Genomic DNA, 20,822 nt, shown 5'->3' with positions numbered 1-20,822 from the left:
GTCACTGCGACACCCCGAAGTTTCTTGTTTCACAGATATTGATGTGTAACAATATTTTTCGAGGTGTCACAGTGACATTACACTTACTTTATATTTGCTTCATAATGCTCTTCATTAAGTTTTACTACCTCAAGTTCTTTTATATTCTCATTCAATTTCAACGCTAAACTTTCAATACCAAAGAATTCTGTAAAAGTATGACTACCAATGATAAGATTTATTCCTTTAAACTTAGCATATTGTATCGTATACAAATTACATTCCCCTGTAATATATACATCACACTCATTTTCGACTGATTCCTTAAGGCATGTTGTTGGCGCACCATTACCACAGACTAAGCCCACTCGCTTCACCTTTTTGTCATTAAACCGCCAAGATTTAACCGGTTCTTCAAGTAGGTTTTCAATATATTTTACAAATTCACTAAATTCAACTTCTTCACCGTATTCTGCGACTCTACCAAAATATAATCCTTCCCACTCGTGAGTCCTCTTAACAATTTCTAAGTTTAATTTTATTAATAAACTATCATTTGTTCCAAAGTTACAGTCATCAAGCGGCAAGTGATTATAGTAGTGACTAATACCATACTCGGCTAGTTTTTCGATGCATGCCTCTTTTAATCCAAAGATTTCATCCCATGCATCGTGGTGGGTCAACATCATACTAACTCCATGATTTCTTGCTTCCTCGATAGTTTCAAGCGTTAAATTAACACAATATCCTAACCTTTTTACTTGTTTATCTGCATTGTATGTAATTCCAGATTCCTTAGAATAGATTTCCTTACTTGTTGTATTGAAAAGATCATTAATTCCTTTGACAATATGTGAAACATCCATATACTTACCTCCTCAATTCGATCCTGTTTTGACGTCCATTCTCATTATTACCTTGGTTGTAATCAAAAAAAATTTATCTCTAAACTCTTAGCCAATAGCCAATTCAATTTACCACAGCCAGATATTTCCTAAACAAAGACGATTAAATTTTTTCTAACTCCAACCCGATATCTATCAAAAACTATAATCTTTAGCAAAAATTAAAACAACAAATATCCATATACAAGCAACACAAAGCTATAGCTATAGAAAACAAAAAATGATTTAATCAAGTCATAAAAAAATTCCAGTCTTCTAACATACGGAATTCCGGAAATCTAGAAAGGATGGATTCATTATGGACAGTCATAAGTTACTGGGTTTGAGGCCCGCAATGGGGTGGAACTCTTGGAACACCTTTACTTGGGATATTAATGAACAACTAATACGGGATGTAGCAGATCGCTTTGTTTCAGAGGGGTATAAGGATGCTGGATATGAATATATCGTTATCGATGACTGTTGGAGTTTGAAGGAAAGGGACTCTGAAGGAAATTTGGTGCACGATCCTATCAAATTCCCAAGCGGTATACGAGCACTCGCAGACTATATTCATGAAAAGGGCTTAAAGTTCGGTATGTATTCATGCGTAGGTACCCATACTTGCGCCGGCTTTCCGGGCAGTTTTGAGCACGAATTCCAAGACGCTCAATTATTAGCCGAATGGGGCGTTGATTATTTAAAATATGATTACTGCTTTAAGCCAAGGAGTATGTCAGGGGAATTGTTGTATAAACGAATGAGTCTCGCTCTTAAAAATTGCGGGAGAGACATTTTATTTTCCGCCTGCAACTGGGGTGAAGATAATGTGTACCAATGGATTCGAGAATCCGGTGCTCATATGTATAGGTCGACTGGCGACATACAAGATAACTGGGACTCGATAAAAAGCCTGACCCTTTCACAGCTCGATAAGACATGTTACACAGGCTCCTTCTGCCATAATGATATGGATATGCTTGTGGTAGGAATGTACGGTGGTAGTAACGATGGTTTTATCGGCAGTAAAATCGGAGGGTGCAGCGACAATGAGTACAAAACCCATTTTGCTTTATGGTGTATGATGGGTTCTCCTCTCATGATTGGTTGTGATATCCGAAACGCTAATGACGTAACAAAGGATATTCTGTTAAACCCAGAGCTTATCAAAATTAATCAAGATGTCGAAGGGCGCGGGGCTTACCGTATTAAACCGGAGCCGCAGTGGTTCCATTCAGATGATGTTTTTATGCTTGTCAAAGTTCTCACAGACGGTGACCTTGCCATCGGCTTCTTTAACTTGAGCGATACTCAGAGAGAAATTTCATTACAATTCTGGGATCTAGGACTTCCGTATGCGTCTGGTTTCTCTTTAGAACTGTATGACTGTTGGGAGTATAAGGAACTTGGTAAATTTAAAGAACGATTCGCTCCAACTGTTCCGGCACGGGATTGTTTAGTTGTACGGGCAAAATTAGTCAAATGAGCAGCAGCAATCGGTCATGCCAAACGTGCCGAGTTCCTCTCCAAACAGATGATGTTGCCATCTACTTAAAGCTTGTCTCTAGAACTGCACAAGATTTTCTATGTATTGATTGCCTAGGTGAGAAATTAAACTGCGGGCGCGAACCTATTGAAAAGTTAATTAAGTATTACAGAGAATCTGGGATGTGTGTCTTATTTCGTTAAAGCACTGAACGATTTGCATGCAATGTCATATATTCTGAAGGAGTATGTGACGTTGCCTTTTTAAATATTTTCGAGAAGTATAGTTGATCCCTATATCCAACAGAGTAAGCTACCGATTTAATAGACAGTTCAGCCGACTTCAAGAGTTCACACGCACGGCGGATTCTGTATTCGGTGACATAGGTTGAGATAGACATTCCAGTTTCCTCTTTAAATAAGCGGAACAAGTAACTGCGCTCGATTTTAGCAGCGTTCACGATATCCGAAACCCTCATCGTATTTTTCCAATAATTGTTGTGAATATAATTCTTCGCCACTCCTACATAATCTGTTTGCAGGATTAAGGTTTCTTTTTGATAATATTCAATATAATAGGATAGGAGCAGACGCAACTTGGCATCAGACCGTAATTTATCGAATGGTTTAGTATTGATGTTCACACCAATATCAAAAAAGGATTTTAGATTTACATTGCATATCGGGACAACAGGCTTATCAGGCGAAAACATTGTCAAAGACAACAGTTTTTCAGCTTCTTCACCGTTAAAATCAACCCAAACATACTCCCAAGGATCTTCCAAATCCGGATAGTAATGTATTTCCATATGAGGATATATCATGAAGCTTTCTCCTGCTTTTAGTGAAAACCTACCATGCCTTGTCTCTAGAACCCCCTTTCCTCTTTCGATATAGTGCAAAGCATATATATCACGTACACCCGGCCCCCATTTATGCATATTAGGAGGCTTATGGCCATTGCTGATGTAAGTCAAATTATTGCTAAAACGCGAATGATTGAAGGAGTTAATTTCAAAATCTTCATCTCGCTTCACCATTTCCCGCCTCCCCCTTTTTTTTCTATCGTAAACTCACTGTGACACCCCGAAGTTTCTTGTTCCACAATCCCCCTATGAAACAATATTTTTCGGGTTGTCACAGTGACATTACAAAAGCTTCTTAAATAAGACTTCAAGCTTCATTGATTTTTTTAAAGTATTATAGATTGGTGAATTAGTTAGTGCCTTGGTGCAAAAATCATCAAACTCATTATCCTCTAAATCTGCATATAAGAAAACAGTAATCATGATTTTACTGATCACCGGTTCTTCGTCATACCCCCTGACACCAGCTAAGGTCAGAGGGTTTTCTAGTGATAGGTTCAAAACTCCTTCAATTTCTTCAATGATTGACCCTCGCTTTTTCGATTGCTCTAACAGTGACAATAAAATGCTACTTAAGACTGATCCTGCAAAGTATTCAACACTAGTAATATGCTCGTTTTCTGAGTCAAAGCTTATTTGCTTCTCTATTTGAATGCTGCTTTTATTTGTAAATACTTTTACTCGTGAGAGATCATTAGACGTTCCTCTAAAGTTTATATCAAAAATTTTGGACTCGTACAATGTGTTTCTATTATCTGAAGTCTTCTTTTTCATATTTTCTCCTTAAAACTGAAGCTGCTTCTGTTAACGTGCTCATTTTGCCTGTGATCGTCTCAAGTACGTTAACCGGACTACTTGAGAATGTGGCAAACCCGCAGTCAGGATTTAGCGATATTCTTTCTTTTGGTAGATACTTCATTGCCTCTTCTACTCTTGAGAGAATTGAATCAACTGTCTCAATTTCATCTGTACGCGGATTTAGCACTCCTAAACCAAGTGCTGTGTGCTCTCCAATTTTTGTATCTGTGAGTAATGAGCTGATCTCTCCTGCTCTTGGAGTAGAGAATTCAAGTGTTAAAAGGGCTGGGTTTACCTCTGCAAATAGCTCGAGTAAAGGAGTATATGGACCTGTCAATAAGATGCTCTCATCCTTACTCCAGTTCCCTCTGCAAACATGAAGTGAAGGAACTGTCTTAGACCTATCTATATGATCGATGATCTGTTTAATTAGTGAACTGGCAAATTCAAGCTCCTCTTTAGGATCTTTTCGCTCCGAAAGAGCTGCACACATAAATGATCTTGGCTTTCCGTCAGTGAAAACAACTTCTGTCAGCACTGGTTCATCAAATTGAATGACATCGACTCCAATACTCATAAGGTTATCGATCTCTTCTTTCATAATCTTAATAACATCTTGGCCAAGCTCTTCTTTACTACCATAAGCCTTACCAGAAAGATTAGGAAGCCACATTGATCTAGTCAAGAGATAAGGACCTGGTAAGGTGATTTTCACAGGTTTGTTCGTAAACTTCTTTACCATCTTAAGTTCATCTGCGACAATGTCGCCGTTGTAGCTCAACTTGCCAACACAAATAGCATTCTTAATGCTTACTGCCGGAACATCAAGAGTGGTCAAGATGTTTTCAAAAGCTTTTTTATCATCAATATAATCAAGCATTTCACTCATGCTCATCATTTTGACTCCGCCAATTTTATCGGAAACGAAGGATACGTAGTTATCACGCCCAAGCTCTCCACTAGTAATTACATCGATTCCGAAATTTTCCTGAAGCCTAATAACCTTCTCGGTTTCAGTCTCTATAAGCTTGTTAAAGTCGCCAGGATCGATCGTTCCTCTTCTCACCATTCTCAGTGCTTTTAGAACTTCTTTTGATCTAGGCATGCTCCCTATTAAGGAAGTAGGAAAGAGAGGTAATGGTAGTTTCATATGTATCATCTCCCAGATTGAAATAGTGAAAAGAGAAGCCTGGATTGCTTCTCTTTTTAAAGAATGCCTACTTTACTTATCAAAGAACTTCAAATAGTTGTTGGCTTCGCGTAATTGCTGAAACCCTGTAATCCTGCCTTCAACCCATTCCTTTAAGCCTTCCATATCCATCATATTTTTATGGTCATCATTGTTATAATCCATTCTATTAAGCACCTTTTGCCATTCTAGAAATCTTTCAGTTGAAAATTCAGGGTGCGCTACGAAAATGCAGTGGTCAAACAAATCCGTTGTATCAATGCAAACTAACTGATTTTCATCAACGGTACCGTCCTTCTTCCAAGCGTCCCAATTCAAATCGAGAGCTACAGCGGCGTCTACAGTTCCTTCCATCAGTGCTTTTACGGCATCTAACTCGCCACCAACGTGATCTCCGTGAAGACCGACACCAATATCAAACCTTTTTTCACTGTAATCTTCTTCAAATTCTAGTCCATTTTTATACAAGTGGTTGATCGGGATAAGTCTTGCTTGAGGAGAATCGATCGCTCCAAAACCAATCGTCTTTCCTTTTAACCCATCTAGGTTCGTTATGCCACTATCTTTCCGGACGATGAAGCATGTCTTTCGGTCTCTGTCTGTATCCCTCATAGAGCCCATCTGGCATTTTCCATCGGTTCTCAAGTAAGTGTCCAACCAAGCTAAAGGCGAGTTCCAGGCAATATCGATTTCCTTGTTCATTAATCCGTCAACCTGTTTCTCGTAATCCTTATAGAAGACACATTCTATTTCAAGGCCTTCCTCTTTGAAAAAATCAGCGATAATCTCCCAAATAACCGTAACTTTCGGATCATAAATAACAGCACCAACTTTTACTCTATCATTACTCAATAAACTCACTCCTACTCTATTTTTAAGGAATCATCTGACCAGTTAATGCTTTTCCAAGCCAAACATTTAGAACGTCTGCACTTGGAGCCATAATTTGCCCTGCATAGGCATCTCTCAGAAGTCTTTCGGTAGGTAAAGCTTTATTATATGCTTTCCCTCCCCCGACTCTCATGGCAAGCTTCCCGCATTCAATCGCAGCTTCTGATGCTACAATTCTAGCAGCTAAAATCTTTGCAAGTGCATCTGCGTCTCCGTTTGCACCTGCAGTAGCAGCATCTAGCGTTAAGGCTCTTGCCGCAGCTGCATTCTTGTAAATCGTTCCAATATGTACTTGGACGGTTTCAATATTAGATAGTGAACTTCCATCAGGGTATTTTCGATCTACAGAATAATTACTTGCAACATCAAACATATGCAAGGCAGTACCACTGTAAACTGAACCTAGTCCTGTGATGAAGAAAGGTGCTACTACATTGAATACTTGCTCTTGGCCTGAACCTTCTTCTCCAATTCGATAGGACGCTTCGAGAGCAACATTTTCGATGTGCATTGGGCAGGAAGAGTTCCCTCTCATTCCGAGTCCATTCCAATTGGACATTTCAAAGCTTAAGCCTTCTGTTTCTAAAGGGAATACCCAGTTATTAATTTTTCCTTCTTCTACAGATGGCGCAAGAACAAGGTAGTAAGAAGCATACGTTGCTGAAGTTACCATGCTCTTCGTTCCGTTGAATTTTGTATAGTCACCATTAAACTGAGCTTGAATTTCTGGATTGTAGAAATGTGTTCCTGTTCCGAATTCACTGTAGGCTAATGCAAGGAATTTTCCATTTTCTACGACATCAGAAAAAATCTTTCTCTTAAGCTCTTCACTTCCGTGAGTTACGATACACATCAAAGCAACATTATGCATCATATAACAAAGTGCAGTTGTAGAACACGACTCCGCAAAAGCCAGAACAGCCTCTGCATGCTCGACAAGACCTTTTCCGTGTCCACCAAATTCTTCAGGTACAAGCAGTTTTAAGAAGCCTTTATTCCCTAGTTCCTTAAAAGCTTCTTCCGGAAATTTCGATTCCTGATCAATCATTTCTGTGTAAGGTAGTATGTAGGTAGCGGCAAAATCCTTACTTTCTTGATATACATTATTCATAAAATCCCTCCTGAATTCTAAAAATCTATTAATTTCTTATAATAATTAATTATTATAATAGTTATAATTTATAGTTATGATAGATACAAAAAGTTTATCACACTCAAGTTTGATTGTGAAATTAAAAATTTGGTAGATAATTTTTAGCTGACCGTTTGTAGAAAATAACATCAATGCCACGTAATCTAGTTTTAGAATTCCATATGAAAAGAATAAAAACAAACCAAGTGACCATTATTATATCTAGTAATAAGGTATGAATTTCTTCTTCAATTCATACACAAGCTTGTATACTATTTTTGCTTTAGGCCAAGTAATCCCCAAGCTCTTTTTGAGCTTGGGGATTATATTAACGAGCTATACTATGGTAGATACCTTTTTGATAGGAACGTAAATTCCCACCATAAATTATCATATTCCCAAGGGTGGCAGCGCTCATCGTAAAACTCAAAGTCTAGTTTGGTGTCATCAATCTCATAGCCGGAGTTCGGAAACCACTCCTCTAAAATATATCATTTGTCACTGAAATTAAAGTACTTACATACCGAAATTGCTATTAAACACCTATCTTTAATATAATATTTATAGCGTCTGGTCTGGCTAGACACTATATGCACAGGTTTGAGAAAATGACGGCAGATAAGATCATTACTATTACTAAGCAAACTGTTTACAGATTACTACAACAATAAATTTTATATATTGCCTGCCGTTTGTAAGGAATTCTTACAGCTTTTATAAGGTGGGGAGAAGGAGTGATAATATGAAATATCATGTGTCAATGCAAGGGAATGATCAGGCAAAAGGAACATCTGATCAACCCTTTCGTACAATATCACGCGCTGCGGCTCTTGCCATGGCTGGTGATACGGTTACTGTTCACGCTGGGGTATATAGGGAATGGGTTAATCCGGCTAATGGAGGAACAGAAGAGCATAGAATTATATATAGGTCGGCTGGTGACGGGGAAGTCGTCATTACAGGGGCTGAACGTATTACCGACTGGAAGGCTGAAGGAGACAGTGTTTGGAGCACAGAAATACCTAATTCGATATTTTCTGTTCGTAATCCCTTTGAAGTAGAGTTGAGTGGAGACTGGCTATTTGACGGAGCTTTCCCAGTTCATCTCGGTGATGTATATTTGGATTGCAAATCCTTATATGAATGCAATAGTGTTGATAAAGTACGTAAGCCCGATGTTTGGCCCGAAGCCAAATATCCCAAGGACTCACTACTAAAATGGTATGCCGAAGTTGGTTCTACAACAACGAAAATTTGGGCCAATTTTGGTGGAAAAGATCCTCGTAAGGAAAATGTAGAAATTAACGTCCGTCCTTATTGCTTCTGGCCTGAGAAACCAGGACTTAACTATATAACCGTAAGTGGATTCACACTTCGTCAAGCATCTCCTCAATGGGCAGCGCCAACTGACTACCAGGAAGGTTTGATCGGACCTCACTGGAGTAAGGGTTGGATTATCGAAAACAATATGATCAATGAATCCAAAAGCGTTGGTATCAGCCTAGGTACTGAGATCGGTACAGGTCACGCTAAGTATATGGACAAGCACATGAAAGGCGGCACACAACGTGAGCAGGAGGTTATCCTGAGAGCATTACGTTCTGGATGGCATAAGGATAGTGTAGGCAGTCACATCGTTCGTGGTAATGTAATCCATGATTGTGAACAGGCAGGAATTGTGGGACATATGGGTGGAGCCTTCAGTCGCATTTATCAAAACCGGATCTACAATATCCATCACAAGCGTCTCAGACATGGTGCCGAAGTAGCAGGAATCAAGCTGCATGCTGCTCTAGATACTCAAATTAGTGAAAATATTATCTATAGCAGTTACCGTGGAGTTTGGCTAGACTGGCAAGCACAGGGCACCCGTATTAGTCGTAATGTATTTTTTGATAATCTTTCTGAGGATTTCTTCGTTGAGGTTTGCCATGGTCCGTATATGGCTGATCATAATCTGTTCCTCTCCCCGATGAATTTCAGAAATATGGCACAGGGTGGAGCATTTATCCATAATTTGTTTGCAGGTAGATTTGTGGTTCGTTCCGAGATTACCCGTATTACGCCGTACCACTTCCCTCACGAGACAGCAATGGCAGGTTACTCCAATATTACCGGAGGCGATGACAGGTACTATAACAATATCTTTTTGGGGGATAATGATGCTAATAAAGAACCTGTCCCAATAACCTTTTTTGAGCATCTTCCGCTTAAACCTAGGGATGAAGTCGGAGATGACGGGAAGACTGTCATGGATGGTGTTCCGGACGATTCCATTTGCTATCTGCATGCTGTGGGACTGGAAGGCTACGACAAGCATCCTGATGCAAAAGATAAGAAGTGGTGGGAATACACCAAAGAGGAGCTTGCTGAGCTGGGAGATGCCGCAAAAGATTTCTTTATAGGAAATGCAGTTCTTCCGGTAGCTATGGACGGAAATTTATACCTTAACAATGCGGTTCCAGGCAGTCATGAACCCAATGCGAAGATATATGAGCAGAAGAGCATTAAAGTGGAGATTAATCCTATGCAAGGCAGAGTACAAATTCAGGTCAATGAGCCCAAATTGCTTCGTGGAGCCTCTGCAATGTTGGTTACCACCGACCTGCTTGGCAAGACTTATCACGCTGATATGAAGTATGAGCAACCAGACAGCACTCCATATCGTTTTGACTCTGACTTTTTCGGGAAAAAGAGACCTGATGCAAATGTCACACCCGGTCCGTTTGAATTAACCGAAAATGGTACCATTGATTTTGAATTTTAGTTTATTATTGAAGATCCAATCGTTTTAAAGTGATTGGATCTTTATTGTTTTAGCTTTTTCTTATGTCTATACCATTTAGTAATTTTAAGAGTTACATAACAATCTATTTTCTTAGATTGTCTTCTAGCGTAGTGATAATCTTTGTCTTCCCAGGCTGTGGCTGTAGATTTAATCTGTTAAGTATTTGCACGACTCATCATATGCATGTTGTTTATTTTTTCCTCTATGCGCATAAACGATTACTCAAAACCCATACATTAATGCAAATATCACTAGTTCTTCGTAAAAGTTAGACCCCTAATTCAAAATACCCTCAAACACCAAGTCTGAGGGAAGGGAACATAAATCACAATTCGATGTTCACTTAAAAACCTTTAAAGCCTTTGATATCAGCATGTTTCTTCTCTATCCTTGCTACGCACTCCACATGTGTCGTATGCGGAAACACTCCCTCTTTCTGTTAGGGAGTGTTTAATTTAATATCATTTCATTATCTTAACAACAATCCACACCAAAGACGTCGAATTATACCCCTCTGTACGTAAACAATCTCCAAAGACGCTCAAGCGGTCCATACTTAAACCTTGCCATCCAGGCTTTACTTAAAAAGATTTGAACAGTAAAAATAGCTACTGTGATGAGAATACCTAGTTCTGGCGTGACTTTACCGTAAAAGCCAAACCCATAGCCGTTAAATAAGAAAATACAAATAACGGTTTGAAGCAAGTAATTCGTCAACGCCATCTGACCTACAGGTGCTAAAAATTTAAGTCTTGCCAGCCAAAGTTCTTTTTGACATAGCAGTGTAATCGAGCTGATGTAAAAGAAAGACATTACAAGCCCTGATACTAGCGAGAGAACTTCTACGGCTGCTTCATGAAAATAAAACGGTACGATAAATAGTTCTGCTTTTAATAATACATATACAACAGTCATTAAAACGCCAAAGATCATGCTGTTCTTCCAAACTTTTTTGATCCAATCCAAATGACCACTTATATTGTAGAGAACCCCTTTTTTCCCAACATATAAGCCGATAAGAAAAATAGCCAGGACCATTGGAACAGTGATGATATAGTTAGATAACATAAATGGTATTTCTTCAGCTAAGCGAAACGATAGAATTTCTGAGAAACTACCATTTTGAAAAACAACAAGCGCTTCTTCAACCATGAGTGAATAGTCTGTAGTAAGTTCCATCTCTCCTGCTAGGACGTTATCCATAAGAGATGATAGAAAGCTAAAAATGGCTGTTATAAAAATAACCACACTAAATAATCCGATTGCCCATTTCTTAATTGTTTCTTTGGAAGACTTTCTAAATAGCAGTAGGAAAAATGCTGCAAGCGCATAATTAAGTAATATATCACCACTCCATAATATGAAAATATGAAAAAGTCCAAGAAACAAAAGGAATAATATCCTTCTAAAGTAAAGTTTACCTACAGATAGCCCTTTATCCTTTACTCTCTCCATAAATATAAAAAAGCCTAAACCAAATAAAAATGAAAACGTCGTAAAAAATTTGCCTGTTGCAAAAATGGTAACAAACCCGTCTGCAGCTTTGCTCACTGCTCCATCAAACAATGTATCACCCGATAGAAGTAAAAATAATTCTGGGGCCACAAAAAAATTCATGTTTACCAACAAAATACCTAAAAGCGCAAAACCTCGAATGATATCCAATGTGATAATCCGATCGCCTTGCTGGGTAGGTCGTAACCTCGGTGCATCCATGCTCTCACTCCATTCAATGTTTTGAAACAATATTGCTCGTAATTCTGCCTTAACTGTTTAACATTAAAAATTATACACGATATCAGTGGAAATATAAGTAATTTTTTGTGAGAAAATCCCAAAAACCTTTTTCCATATAGTAAGAAAGCAGAGGAATTCAACTCTGCTTTCTTATTTTCTAAATCAAATCTCGCATTAATTTGTATAAAATCGAGGATCCTTAGCTTTACTGCGACGAGATTTTTTAGCTTTCACTTGCAAGCATCTGTGTAGCTGCTTCATGCATTTCTTTCAAACCTGATGCTTCGGCGTATTCAGCAACAGTAATGCCACTTGTTGATAAAAGTTCAACGATATGCTCAGCCATTCCAGACCAAGTTTTACCTCCGGCATTGTCATATGCGTCAATCAATTTTCTCAGTCCATCTTTGCCAAACAGTAAATGATGTGACATAAAATCGACAGACACATCAGCTATCTCTACTTCTGTCCAATCAATTAAACCCGTAACATGATTGTTCTTATCAATAAGAATATGACCTGGATGTAAGTCTCCATGTATCACCCCTACATGAGATGGCCAAAGGGAGTCTTTCGCTAACCATGCTTGCCAGCGGTCCCATAGATTTTGGTTGACGTGATATTTTTCTTTTACACGTTCCATTCGTTGTTTCATGGAAGCTCTTAACTCACTAGCAGCAAGAATGTTAACACCGGTATCCTTGAATTCATGTTGAGGTAATGAATGTAAATCTGCGAGAACTTTTCCTAGTGAGTAATAATACTCAGATGGCACATTGGTTTTATCTAAACTCCAGACATAGTCTTGTAGTTCAACGTCAATAGTAGCAGCAGGAACACCACTTAATTGCTTATACGCAATTAACTCTTCGGAGAAAATAGACCAGTTGGGAACCTCAAAGCTTGCATAGTTATGAAGGATTTCTAACGCTTTTTTCTCTTTTAGAGCATGTCTCATAGACTCTGGTCTACGCGGAACCCTTAGTACCCATTTATCACGGTTTTGATCTTTAGCAAGTGCTACTCGAAAGTCAACACCAGACTCATTCATTTTTATAGTTTCTTCTATGATGTTTAGTCCTTTACTATTTGCTAATTGTTTCATTTCAAGTGTATTCATTTTCGTTTCCTCCAAATTTTTCATTTTACTATTTGCCGTAAATAATAGAAAATCACAGATCTCTGTTCAAGAGTAAACGAGGCTAACACAAATAGACGTCTCCCTTTGTGTAGGTGAAAAAGACATACGAAAAAAAGACAGATAGATATCTGCCTTTCTTCACGTTAAAAAGTGTTTACTTTTCCGTTGAAGGTTATTAAAAATGTGCAGACTACTCCCGTTTACTCTGTTTGAAACAGAGCCTTTGAACATATTAAATTACTTATTGTTCAAAGTTTGTTGGCGTAATCTTCCTGCATGCATCATCTTTAACAACCCTCCCTTTCAATTATTTAATTAAACTATACTCGATTTATTAGTAATTATCAATAAAGAGTACCCTATCAAACCAGTAGAGCGTTTTTACGCATCTTGTAAAATAGTAAGGAACGGCTCAGTCTTATATATTCTCTACCTTGTTGTCTCGAACAAGTGAAATTTCAAACCAAAAGGGTCTTCAACCATTACACTTTTTGGAGAATACTCCTTTGTGATTTGACAACCTTTTTCTAGTAGCAGGCTTTTAGTAGTTTCAATATCTTCAACTGCAAATTCAAAGTGAACGATGCTTTCACCCGTGTTTTCTATAAAAATATTTGTTCCACTGATTGAAAATTTTATTTCATTCTCAAAGATTTGTTCGACCTTCCACCCTAGTATGTCTTGATAAAACCCAATAGCATTTTCATAATCCTTCACACCAATTGCTATATTGTTCGTAAGCTGAAAAGTTGAGTGGCTGTTGAGCTTCCTTATAGTTTGAACATTTATAGAGCCTGAAGGTAGTAAGTCAAATAAATGCCAAGGAACACAATAATCATCACCCGGTCCGAAGTAAGCTTGAGTACATAGGTATATGTTATTCTGCTCATCTCTTCGGAATGTCGAAACACCAGGGTAATGCTGATTTTCCTTCAAGAAGCCTACCTCACTAGTAAACGAGTTTCCCTTAACAGAAATCATCGGAAACTGCCACTTTCGTTCCGCTGCAAAATCCTCTTGGACGGAAGGTTCATCTGGAGAAGCAAGAACAAATCCTGCTTTTGCCGCTAAATGATGATACACGCCATTAAAGCCATCCGCCCACATTGTACAATAGGAACAGCCTTTTCCCATGTTATGGATAACAAATAGTTCATCTTTATCACCAAACAAACCAAGCAATGTCGCTTGTTTATTAGTCGAAGTAACAAATTCATAGTTCGGAACCAATCGTTCACCGACTGACTTTCGTAGTTCAACAAGCTGTCTCTTCTTCTCCAAAATCTCTTGTTCTAGTGCTTCTATTTGTGCTTGAATTGTTGTCATCTGGTTCAACCCCTTATACGTGATTAATAAATAAGTTCACCATTTGAGGTCATCTTACCTTTAATTATCTCTCCACACTGTACAAAATCTTGTACAGTTATTCGGGTGTCACTGTGACGATGTTTTGAATTTATTAAAAGGGGGATAAGAAGAGTAGATATAAATAAGGAGAGAACGCAATGTCTCTTGAAATCGTCGCAGTTGGCATATTCTTTATAATTATTCACTTACTCTCAAATGAACTAATACCTGCTGATCGTATAAAAAGATTACGCTGGTTATCCCTATCTGGTGGCTTGGCAGTATCGTATGTTTTTGTTTATGTTCTGCCATCGCTACACAGCGAACAACAGAAACTGCAAGACTATGCCGACACTCTCACCATGGATTCGGAATTATATTTCATTGGTCTTCTTGGTTTACTGATATTTTATGGAGTTGAAAAAGTTGTATCGGGCACAAATGAAAAAGGAAATGAAGATCGTCTCGCTTCCTTTTGGCTACAAACAATTTTCTTCACCATTTACAATATGCTCATTGCCTATACTGTTGTTGCTTCATTAATAGAAGGGTTTCAAGCTTTGTTTTACGGAATTGCAATTGGGTTACACTTCATTGCGGTTGCGCATGATTTATGGAGAAAAAGTCCAAAGAGATACAATCAAATAGGTAGGTATGTCCTTGCTTCTGGAATTTTCATTGGTTGGGTTATAGGCTTATCAACTTCATTATCTTCCATAGCCCAATCTATGATTTTTGCCTTTATATCAGGTGCTATGATCTTAAATGTATTAAAAAACGAGTTGCCGAAAGAACGTGACGCTCATTTTCCTACATTTGCTTTTGCTATCGTCACTTACACATCGATTACGATCGGCCTTAACTATTTTTTTGAATGGTAACCTATTATTTTTACTGAGAAACACAAGCTAAAAGGGTCATTCCCCATGGATTGACCCTTTTAACTAACTATTCTTGGTACCCAGATAAATTCTGTTGTACAGAATTCAGTGTATTAATTGCTTCTTGAATTAAGTTTTTGTTATCTGGTTTTTCTACAGTACTAAGTGCTTGTTGCAATGTACTAACAGTACTTTGAACAGATGACATACTTTGATCGACATAGTCTTTTGCATTTGGCATATGTAAAACCTCCTTTATCTAAATTCAATTGTAGTATTTACACAAAGAGAGGTTATTATTTAAATTTTTCTTAACCTTGTAAAGTATGGTTCAAGAAAAGAGGGCGATAACAACTACTATCACTCCTTTATCCAATGTGAAGCTCAGCCCATCTTCCCCAACTTCTGTAATAAATCCCTAAATATTTAACATGACACTTGCAGCTGGAGCTGAATGATTTAGAACAATTCTATCATTCAAATCTAATGGTACATCTTTGTTGTTTATACTTACGAAAGCGATCATAGCGATTACGGCACAAACTACTAATCTCCCAATCAATGTTTTTAACTTCTTCATAAAGAGCCTCTTTTCTTTTTTTTATATTTCAACATCTTATATTGCATGTTACTACTTTCCATACTCAACCTCCTGCACTACTAATACGATTTAATTTCGTATTAGTAGTGCAGGAAAACATATTAACTGTTAAAAATAGCTTTCAGATTACATCCTCCCTCTCCTAGATTTTTCAATTATAGATATCAAACAAACTGCGGACAAAAAAACACTGTCCGTATTGGAAGTGCTTGTAACTTGAAATAAAAAATACTAGAAAAATCGTTCTCCTGTTATTCTTAATTATTATTAAGGTAATTTTACCTGTCCAACTGAATGTGCCTGGTATTGCCACAGAATTTCTCTAATGCGTTGAGATTGTTCCTCGGAACTTTGAATGATAACTGTTACTTCATGCTTCCCTCTCTTTTGTTTAGATTGAAGTTTCTTATTTTTAATAAAAGAATATCCTAAATACCCGATTAAAAATCCAATGATAGCAGCAAAAAGTCCACACAGGATCGGTCCCCAAGTTAAAACAAAACCAACACTTGCTCCAAAAACCGCAAAACCGGTAGCAGTTGAAATCCCTATCTCAAAAGGATGTGGGCTAAATTCTCTGTATTTGCTTTTTAAAAGATCATTGTCCATAAACACGACAATAATATGCTCTCTTTGAACAGAGTTTTCCTCTAATACGGCTAATGCTTGCTCCAATTCAATAGAGTGTTCAAAATGACCGACAATCAACATTTAGACTACACCTGCTTAACGACTTATTCGAAAAGTAAAATTTTGATATCGACTAGAGAGATGCTGACGTTGCTCCAATCGATAAAGTTCATTATGTTCAATGGTGGTTCGATAGGCATGATAAATTGCCCCTCCCATAACAGAAGGCATAAAGAGTAACCAGTGTGGATGCAGTACGGTTATGGATTGTTCCAAACGACCAAGTACAAGATATAAAAATGATTCATGCAATCTTGAAAAAGTAAGGTAGAACCACCACCAAAAAATGGCATAAAAAGCAAGTCCATATCGCTGTTGATAAAGTTGTCCCAACCCTGGAAAGAAAAAGGAGTAGAGCGGTCCCATAACGGGACTTTGCTTTTGTAAATAAAGAATTTCAGTGGAGAAGATCTCCATATTTTGTATAGGGCTTTTTTCCAGTTTGGCAAGGTGTGTTAATTTTTTTTGATAGAGGGCAACACGGAAGCTGTCTGCTATTGTAATTAGATAGATCAATAAGTAGCCCAATGTCCATCTTGGCTCCAATACATTTTTGGCCATTTCAAAGTTTCCGCAAAATGAATACACCATTGCTTCATTAATTCGGGCAAGCGTATTTATCACCACTTCTGTTAAAGTTAATAGCACGGCCCTAGTGTACTGACTCAATAAATAGTGACCAAAACCAGGAAAAACAGCTGACCACCAAGCAATCATGTAAGGATTCTGTTCCTTCAGCTGTGAAATACCGAATACACCTATTTTTGAAAGTGGATAACGAATTTTTTTAGCCATGCATTAGTTCCTTCTCACAGTTTTATTATAGTTTGTAAGATAAACTGGCTTCTCATACATATATTTACAAATTTAAGTTAATTTCCACATAAATCCAACATTGCTTCATATAGACGGCACAACAACTAAAGCACGTTATTAGGTTGGCTCCCTCGTTTAATCGATTATAGAGAGGTGCCACTTATCTTTAAGCCTTTTTTTACCTCTATAATGGCACGGTTCAGATTTAACAAAAGAAAACACCCTATTAAAAAATAATAGGATGTTTAAATGTATTCTTATAGTAACTCTATCCTCGCAACCGCCTCGCAATGATTCGTATGTGGAAACATATCGACCGGCTGCACTTCTACCGTTTTATAGCCACCATCTTCAAGTATGCGTAAATCCCTTGCTAGTGTCGCTGGGTTACAGGAAACGTACACAACTCGCTTTGGTTTCATCTTTAGGATCGTATCTAGAAGTGCTTCGTCACAGCCTTTTCTTGGTGGGTCGACGACGATGACGTCGGCACGGATGCCTTGAGCATACCACCATGGGATAACTTTTTCTGCTTCACCGACGGCGAAGTCTACATTGTCCATATGATTTAGTTCGGCATTACGTTTGGCATCGCTAATCGCTTCTGGAACGATTTCAACTCCGTAGACATGCTTTGCTTGCTGTGCTAAAAATAACGAGATCGTCCCAATTCCACAGTAGGCATCTATCACTGTTTCAGCACCTGTTAACCCTGCATATTTAAGCGCTTGATCATAAAGTACCTTTGTTTGTTCTGGGTTTACTTGATAAAATGACCTAGCTGAAATGGCAAATTTCACATCGCCGATTGTATCATAAATATATTCTTCGCCGGCTAAGACTATCGTTTCGTCACCGAAGATGACGTTTGTTCGTTTTGTATTGATGTTTTGAACAATCGATGTCACATGAGGAACTTTTTCTTGAATGGCTTCAATTAATTCCTTTTTGTTCGGAAGCTCTCTAGATCTAGTGACTAACACAACCATAAGTTGACCAGTATTAACACCGTAACGGGCAACCACATGTCTCAATGTTCCTTGATGCCGTTCCTCATTGTAGCCTTTAATTCCAAGTTTTGAGGCTACTTCTCTTACCGCCTGCACGATCTTGTCATTTTCTTCATGCTGAATTAAACAGCTATCCATATCGATAATTTCATGACTTCGTTCTTTGTAGAAACCTGCAATCAATCCACCTTCACGGTCAGCAAATGGAACTTGGGCTTTATTGCGGTAGCGCCAAGGATCGTTCATTCCTAATGTTGGATGGATGAAAACATCCGTAATCTTTCCAATACGTTCAAGGACGTCACGGACTTGCTTTTGTTTCTGCTTCAGTTGGCCTTCGTAGCTTAAGTGCTGGAGTTGGCAGCCACCACATTGATCAAAAATAGGACAAGGCGGAGCATCAACTCGGTCTTCACTTCTCTTCGTTACTTCTAATAGTCTCGCAAATCCGTACCCTTTGTTTGTTTTAATGACTTTCACTTTTGCTTGTTCTCCAGGCAGTGCCTTTGGGATAAATAGAGCATAGCCGTCGATTTTGGCTACTCCTGCCCCTTCATGAGTTAAATCTTCTATTATTACGTCTACAATTTCATTTTTGGTAACAGGTGTACTTCCTTTTGACATTCCTACGACTTCCTTTTCGTTCTATTTTACTAGTGTTGATTTTATCATAACCATGGCGTCGATGCGAATGCTCAGAAAGGATTACTTCAATAGTATCGTAATTTTTTCGTTATATTGCTTTTGGTAGTGATAGCCTTGGATAAAGAGATCGTCTGGGACCATGTCTGTTTCAAAAATCAAGGTCCGTACCTTCATTTCTCGATTATTTATTTCAGTTGTGTATTGGTTCCTTGTTGTCGTTAAGGAAACTCGCTCTGCTCCACTGCCAATTTGCACGCCGTCCAGCATAACGTCTAGATCTGTTGCCAATTCGATCTCGACTCCGCGCGAGGCTATCTCTATGTTTTTTACCAAGAGATCTTTATCACCTACTAGGAACTGTGCTTTATCTAATGAATATGTCTCAGCTACGTTTTGATAGCCAACAAAGTCTTTGATCAGTAGTTCTAATGAGTTGATTTCCTTTGGTAGAGCATCATATCTGATCTCGAACTTTGTTCCACGAATGGACGATGTGGCTCCGCTACCGAGGATCGCTACAGGCTCTCCATTTGCGAGTAATTCAATCCCATGTAAGCCAAGCGGCACTCGGTCAAAATTATCTACATTTAAGATGCCTTCTACTAAGGTCATGGTTGGTGTTGCTATGATTTTCTCAAATCTAACATTCCCTTTATCAACCGTTATTGTTTTGTTAATCGAGCTTTTCAATTGTGTTTGCAAGGCCAGTTTCGGATTATACGGGAATGAGATACCTTCGTCATGTTCGCGAAGATTTACCGTTAATGTTTTTGCAAATGGACTTACCGGTTCAAAATCCATTGTTCCTTTGATCTCAGTTCCCGAGTCACTTAAGGACCACGTGGTACTAATGACTGAGGCATTGGTGAACAAGCCAGTAATACTTCCGACTCTGAAGTAGTCATGGTCTAAGTCAAGACCTTTTGGGTTTGTCAGGGTGTAGTATATGATCGTTCGATTGGCATCAGTCATAATGCCGTTAATCGTTAACACGGTATCATTGTCTAGTTCAATCGACTTTTCTACAGCCTGACCCATGCCGTCCTCGTTTAACTGCAGAAGTGTGTCCGACATTAACTCATCAAACCCAAACAATTGTTTACCGTAATAAGCAAAGGCGTTGTAGTTGTAACCAATGAATGTAAATAGAATGAGAGCTACGGCTATAGACTTCCAAATTGGCGAATAACGTTTTGGTTTAGGAGTGGTCGTTGCTAAGGCGCTTCTTAACCGATTTTCTAGTTCGGGTGGAGCAGTCATTTCTTCTAGTCGCTTCTTCTCTTTCTCGAATTCTCGTTCAATCATTAATTCCCACCTCCGTATAGATCCTTTAGCTTCTTCAACCCTTGAAAAATTCTCGACTTTACCGTTCCTATTGATACATTTGTTAGTTGGGCAATGGTTTGATAGTCCATATCTAGCAGATACTTTAATTTTATCGCTTCTGCTTGCGTTTCGTTAATCTTCGTTAATAGATGGTTGATCTCCATTTGTTGGTCGCTATTTGGATAAGGATTAACTGTTTCCTCATGTTCTAGTTCTTCCATTAATATTATCTTGTTCCCTTTTCTCAGTAGCGTTTTACAGCTATTGACTAGGATCGTTTTACTCCAACTGTAAAAGGCCTCATCATTCTTGAGTTGATCAATCTTTTCATACACTTTGACGATCATATCCTCCATGGCGTCCATGGAATCATGTTCATTTCCCATATAGGTGTAAGCAAGTCGATAGTAATCATCTTTTTGGTTCATAATCAGTTGTAGTAATGCTTCTTTATTTCCTTTTTTCGCTTGTTTCACTAGCTGCCGAACATCCATAGCTTCACCTCTCTCACCTATAAGAGTCTTACCAATGCTAAAAAGTTCATTATTAATGAAAATATATTTCCACCCTTAAGGAAAACTTACATTGGCACGCTTGGTCTCCGTAGCTTCAATAT

Annotated in this window: 19 protein-coding genes; 3 read left to right on the top strand and 16 right to left on the bottom strand. The window is 38.3% G+C overall.

Annotated elements, in window-relative coordinates; all coding sequences use genetic code 11:
• Positions 1-83: 83 nt before the first annotated feature.
• Positions 84-845, bottom strand: a complete 762-nt coding sequence (locus tag DS745_RS06985; protein WP_129077554.1) for a Nif3-like dinuclear metal center hexameric protein — start codon at positions 843-845, stop codon at positions 84-86.
• 337 nt (positions 846-1,182) lie between these two features.
• Here DS745_RS06985 and DS745_RS06980 point away from each other — a divergent pair, with 337 nt between their 5' ends.
• Positions 1,183-2,349 carry a glycoside hydrolase family 27 protein gene (locus DS745_RS06980; RefSeq protein WP_129077553.1) on the top strand — a complete coding sequence of 389 codons (1,167 nt, stop codon included), beginning with the start codon at positions 1,183-1,185 and terminating at the stop codon, positions 2,347-2,349.
• 199 nt (positions 2,350-2,548) lie between these two features.
• Here the strand turns inward: DS745_RS06980 and DS745_RS06970 are convergent, their stop codons facing one another.
• The 5 genes from DS745_RS06970 to DS745_RS06950 form a co-directional block, all read right to left on the bottom strand.
• Positions 2,549-3,388, bottom strand: a complete 840-nt coding sequence (locus tag DS745_RS06970; RefSeq protein WP_129077551.1) for an AraC family transcriptional regulator — start codon at positions 3,386-3,388, stop codon at positions 2,549-2,551.
• 108 nt (positions 3,389-3,496) lie between these two features.
• Complete coding sequence (locus DS745_RS06965; RefSeq protein ID WP_129077550.1) at positions 3,497-3,988, bottom strand: OsmC family protein; 492 nt, start codon at positions 3,986-3,988, stop codon at positions 3,497-3,499.
• A complete protein-coding gene (locus DS745_RS06960) occupies positions 3,966-5,162 on the bottom strand; it encodes a cobalamin-independent methionine synthase II family protein (RefSeq protein WP_129077549.1) in 1,197 nt (398 codons plus the stop codon). The genes DS745_RS06965 and DS745_RS06960 overlap by 23 nt, the downstream gene beginning before the upstream one ends.
• A 72-nt stretch (positions 5,163-5,234) precedes the next feature.
• The gene (locus DS745_RS06955) at positions 5,235-6,062 is read right to left on the bottom strand and encodes a phosphate/phosphite/phosphonate ABC transporter substrate-binding protein (protein ID WP_241657744.1); all 828 of its coding nucleotides are present in this window, start codon (positions 6,060-6,062) and stop codon (positions 5,235-5,237) included.
• Between the two features lie 13 nt (positions 6,063-6,075).
• Positions 6,076-7,203: an acyl-CoA dehydrogenase family protein gene (locus tag DS745_RS06950; RefSeq protein WP_129077547.1), complete on the bottom strand. Its 1,128-nt coding sequence runs from the start codon at positions 7,201-7,203 to the stop codon at positions 6,076-6,078.
• A 763-nt stretch (positions 7,204-7,966) separates the two neighbouring features.
• On the opposite strand from DS745_RS06950, the gene DS745_RS06940 reads away from it, so the two are divergent.
• Positions 7,967-9,991 (top strand): DUF1565 domain-containing protein, encoded by a 2,025-nt coding sequence (locus DS745_RS06940; protein WP_129077546.1) that lies wholly within the window; start codon positions 7,967-7,969, stop codon positions 9,989-9,991.
• A 525-nt stretch (positions 9,992-10,516) separates the two neighbouring features.
• On the opposite strand, the gene DS745_RS06935 is transcribed toward DS745_RS06940, so the two are convergent.
• From DS745_RS06935 to DS745_RS06925, 3 genes are all read right to left on the bottom strand, one after another.
• Positions 10,517-11,728 carry a DUF418 domain-containing protein gene (locus DS745_RS06935; protein ID WP_129077545.1) on the bottom strand — a complete coding sequence of 404 codons (1,212 nt, stop codon included), beginning with the start codon at positions 11,726-11,728 and terminating at the stop codon, positions 10,517-10,519.
• 244 nt (positions 11,729-11,972) lie between these two features.
• Positions 11,973-12,869, bottom strand: a complete 897-nt coding sequence (locus DS745_RS06930; RefSeq protein WP_129077544.1) for a macrolide 2'-phosphotransferase — start codon at positions 12,867-12,869, stop codon at positions 11,973-11,975.
• 450 nt (positions 12,870-13,319) lie between these two features.
• Positions 13,320-14,216, bottom strand: a complete 897-nt coding sequence (locus tag DS745_RS06925; protein ID WP_241657743.1) for a DUF899 family protein — start codon at positions 14,214-14,216, stop codon at positions 13,320-13,322.
• A 179-nt stretch (positions 14,217-14,395) separates the two neighbouring features.
• Between DS745_RS06925 and DS745_RS06920 the strand changes: the two genes are divergently transcribed.
• Entirely contained in the window at positions 14,396-15,118 is a 723-nt protein-coding gene (locus tag DS745_RS06920) for a hypothetical protein (protein WP_129077542.1), read from the top strand.
• A gap of 67 nt (positions 15,119-15,185) precedes the next feature.
• Here the strand turns inward: DS745_RS06920 and DS745_RS24860 are convergent, their stop codons facing one another.
• The 7 genes from DS745_RS24860 to DS745_RS06895 all read right to left on the bottom strand — a co-directional run bounded on the left by DS745_RS24860 (position 15,186) and on the right by DS745_RS06895 (position 20,700).
• Positions 15,186-15,359 carry a hypothetical protein gene (locus tag DS745_RS24860; protein WP_196121208.1) on the bottom strand — a complete coding sequence of 58 codons (174 nt, stop codon included), beginning with the start codon at positions 15,357-15,359 and terminating at the stop codon, positions 15,186-15,188.
• Between the two features lie 177 nt (positions 15,360-15,536).
• On the bottom strand, positions 15,537-15,698 hold the full coding sequence (locus DS745_RS24525; protein ID WP_161568196.1) for a hypothetical protein: 162 nt from the start codon (positions 15,696-15,698) through the stop codon (positions 15,537-15,539).
• Between the two features lie 288 nt (positions 15,699-15,986).
• Positions 15,987-16,430: a hypothetical protein gene (locus DS745_RS06915; RefSeq protein WP_129077541.1), complete on the bottom strand. Its 444-nt coding sequence runs from the start codon at positions 16,428-16,430 to the stop codon at positions 15,987-15,989.
• A gap of 15 nt (positions 16,431-16,445) precedes the next feature.
• The gene (locus DS745_RS06910) at positions 16,446-17,204 is read right to left on the bottom strand and encodes a hypothetical protein (RefSeq protein ID WP_129077540.1); all 759 of its coding nucleotides are present in this window, start codon (positions 17,202-17,204) and stop codon (positions 16,446-16,448) included.
• Between the two features lie 278 nt (positions 17,205-17,482).
• A complete protein-coding gene (rlmD, locus tag DS745_RS06905) occupies positions 17,483-18,859 on the bottom strand; it encodes a 23S rRNA (uracil(1939)-C(5))-methyltransferase RlmD (protein ID WP_129077539.1) in 1,377 nt (458 codons plus the stop codon).
• A gap of 81 nt (positions 18,860-18,940) precedes the next feature.
• Entirely contained in the window at positions 18,941-20,185 is a 1,245-nt protein-coding gene (locus DS745_RS06900) for a DUF4179 domain-containing protein (protein WP_129077538.1), read from the bottom strand.
• Positions 20,185-20,700 carry an RNA polymerase sigma factor gene (locus DS745_RS06895; RefSeq protein WP_129077537.1) on the bottom strand — a complete coding sequence of 172 codons (516 nt, stop codon included), beginning with the start codon at positions 20,698-20,700 and terminating at the stop codon, positions 20,185-20,187. The genes DS745_RS06900 and DS745_RS06895 overlap by 1 nt, the downstream gene beginning before the upstream one ends.
• Between the last annotated feature and the right edge of the window lie 122 nt (positions 20,701-20,822).

It is taken from the genome of Anaerobacillus alkaliphilus, from assembly GCF_004116265.1.
Lineage (GTDB): Bacteria > Bacillota > Bacilli > Bacillales > Anaerobacillaceae > Anaerobacillus > Anaerobacillus alkaliphilus.
This window is presented reverse-complemented; position numbering and strand designations above follow the sequence as displayed.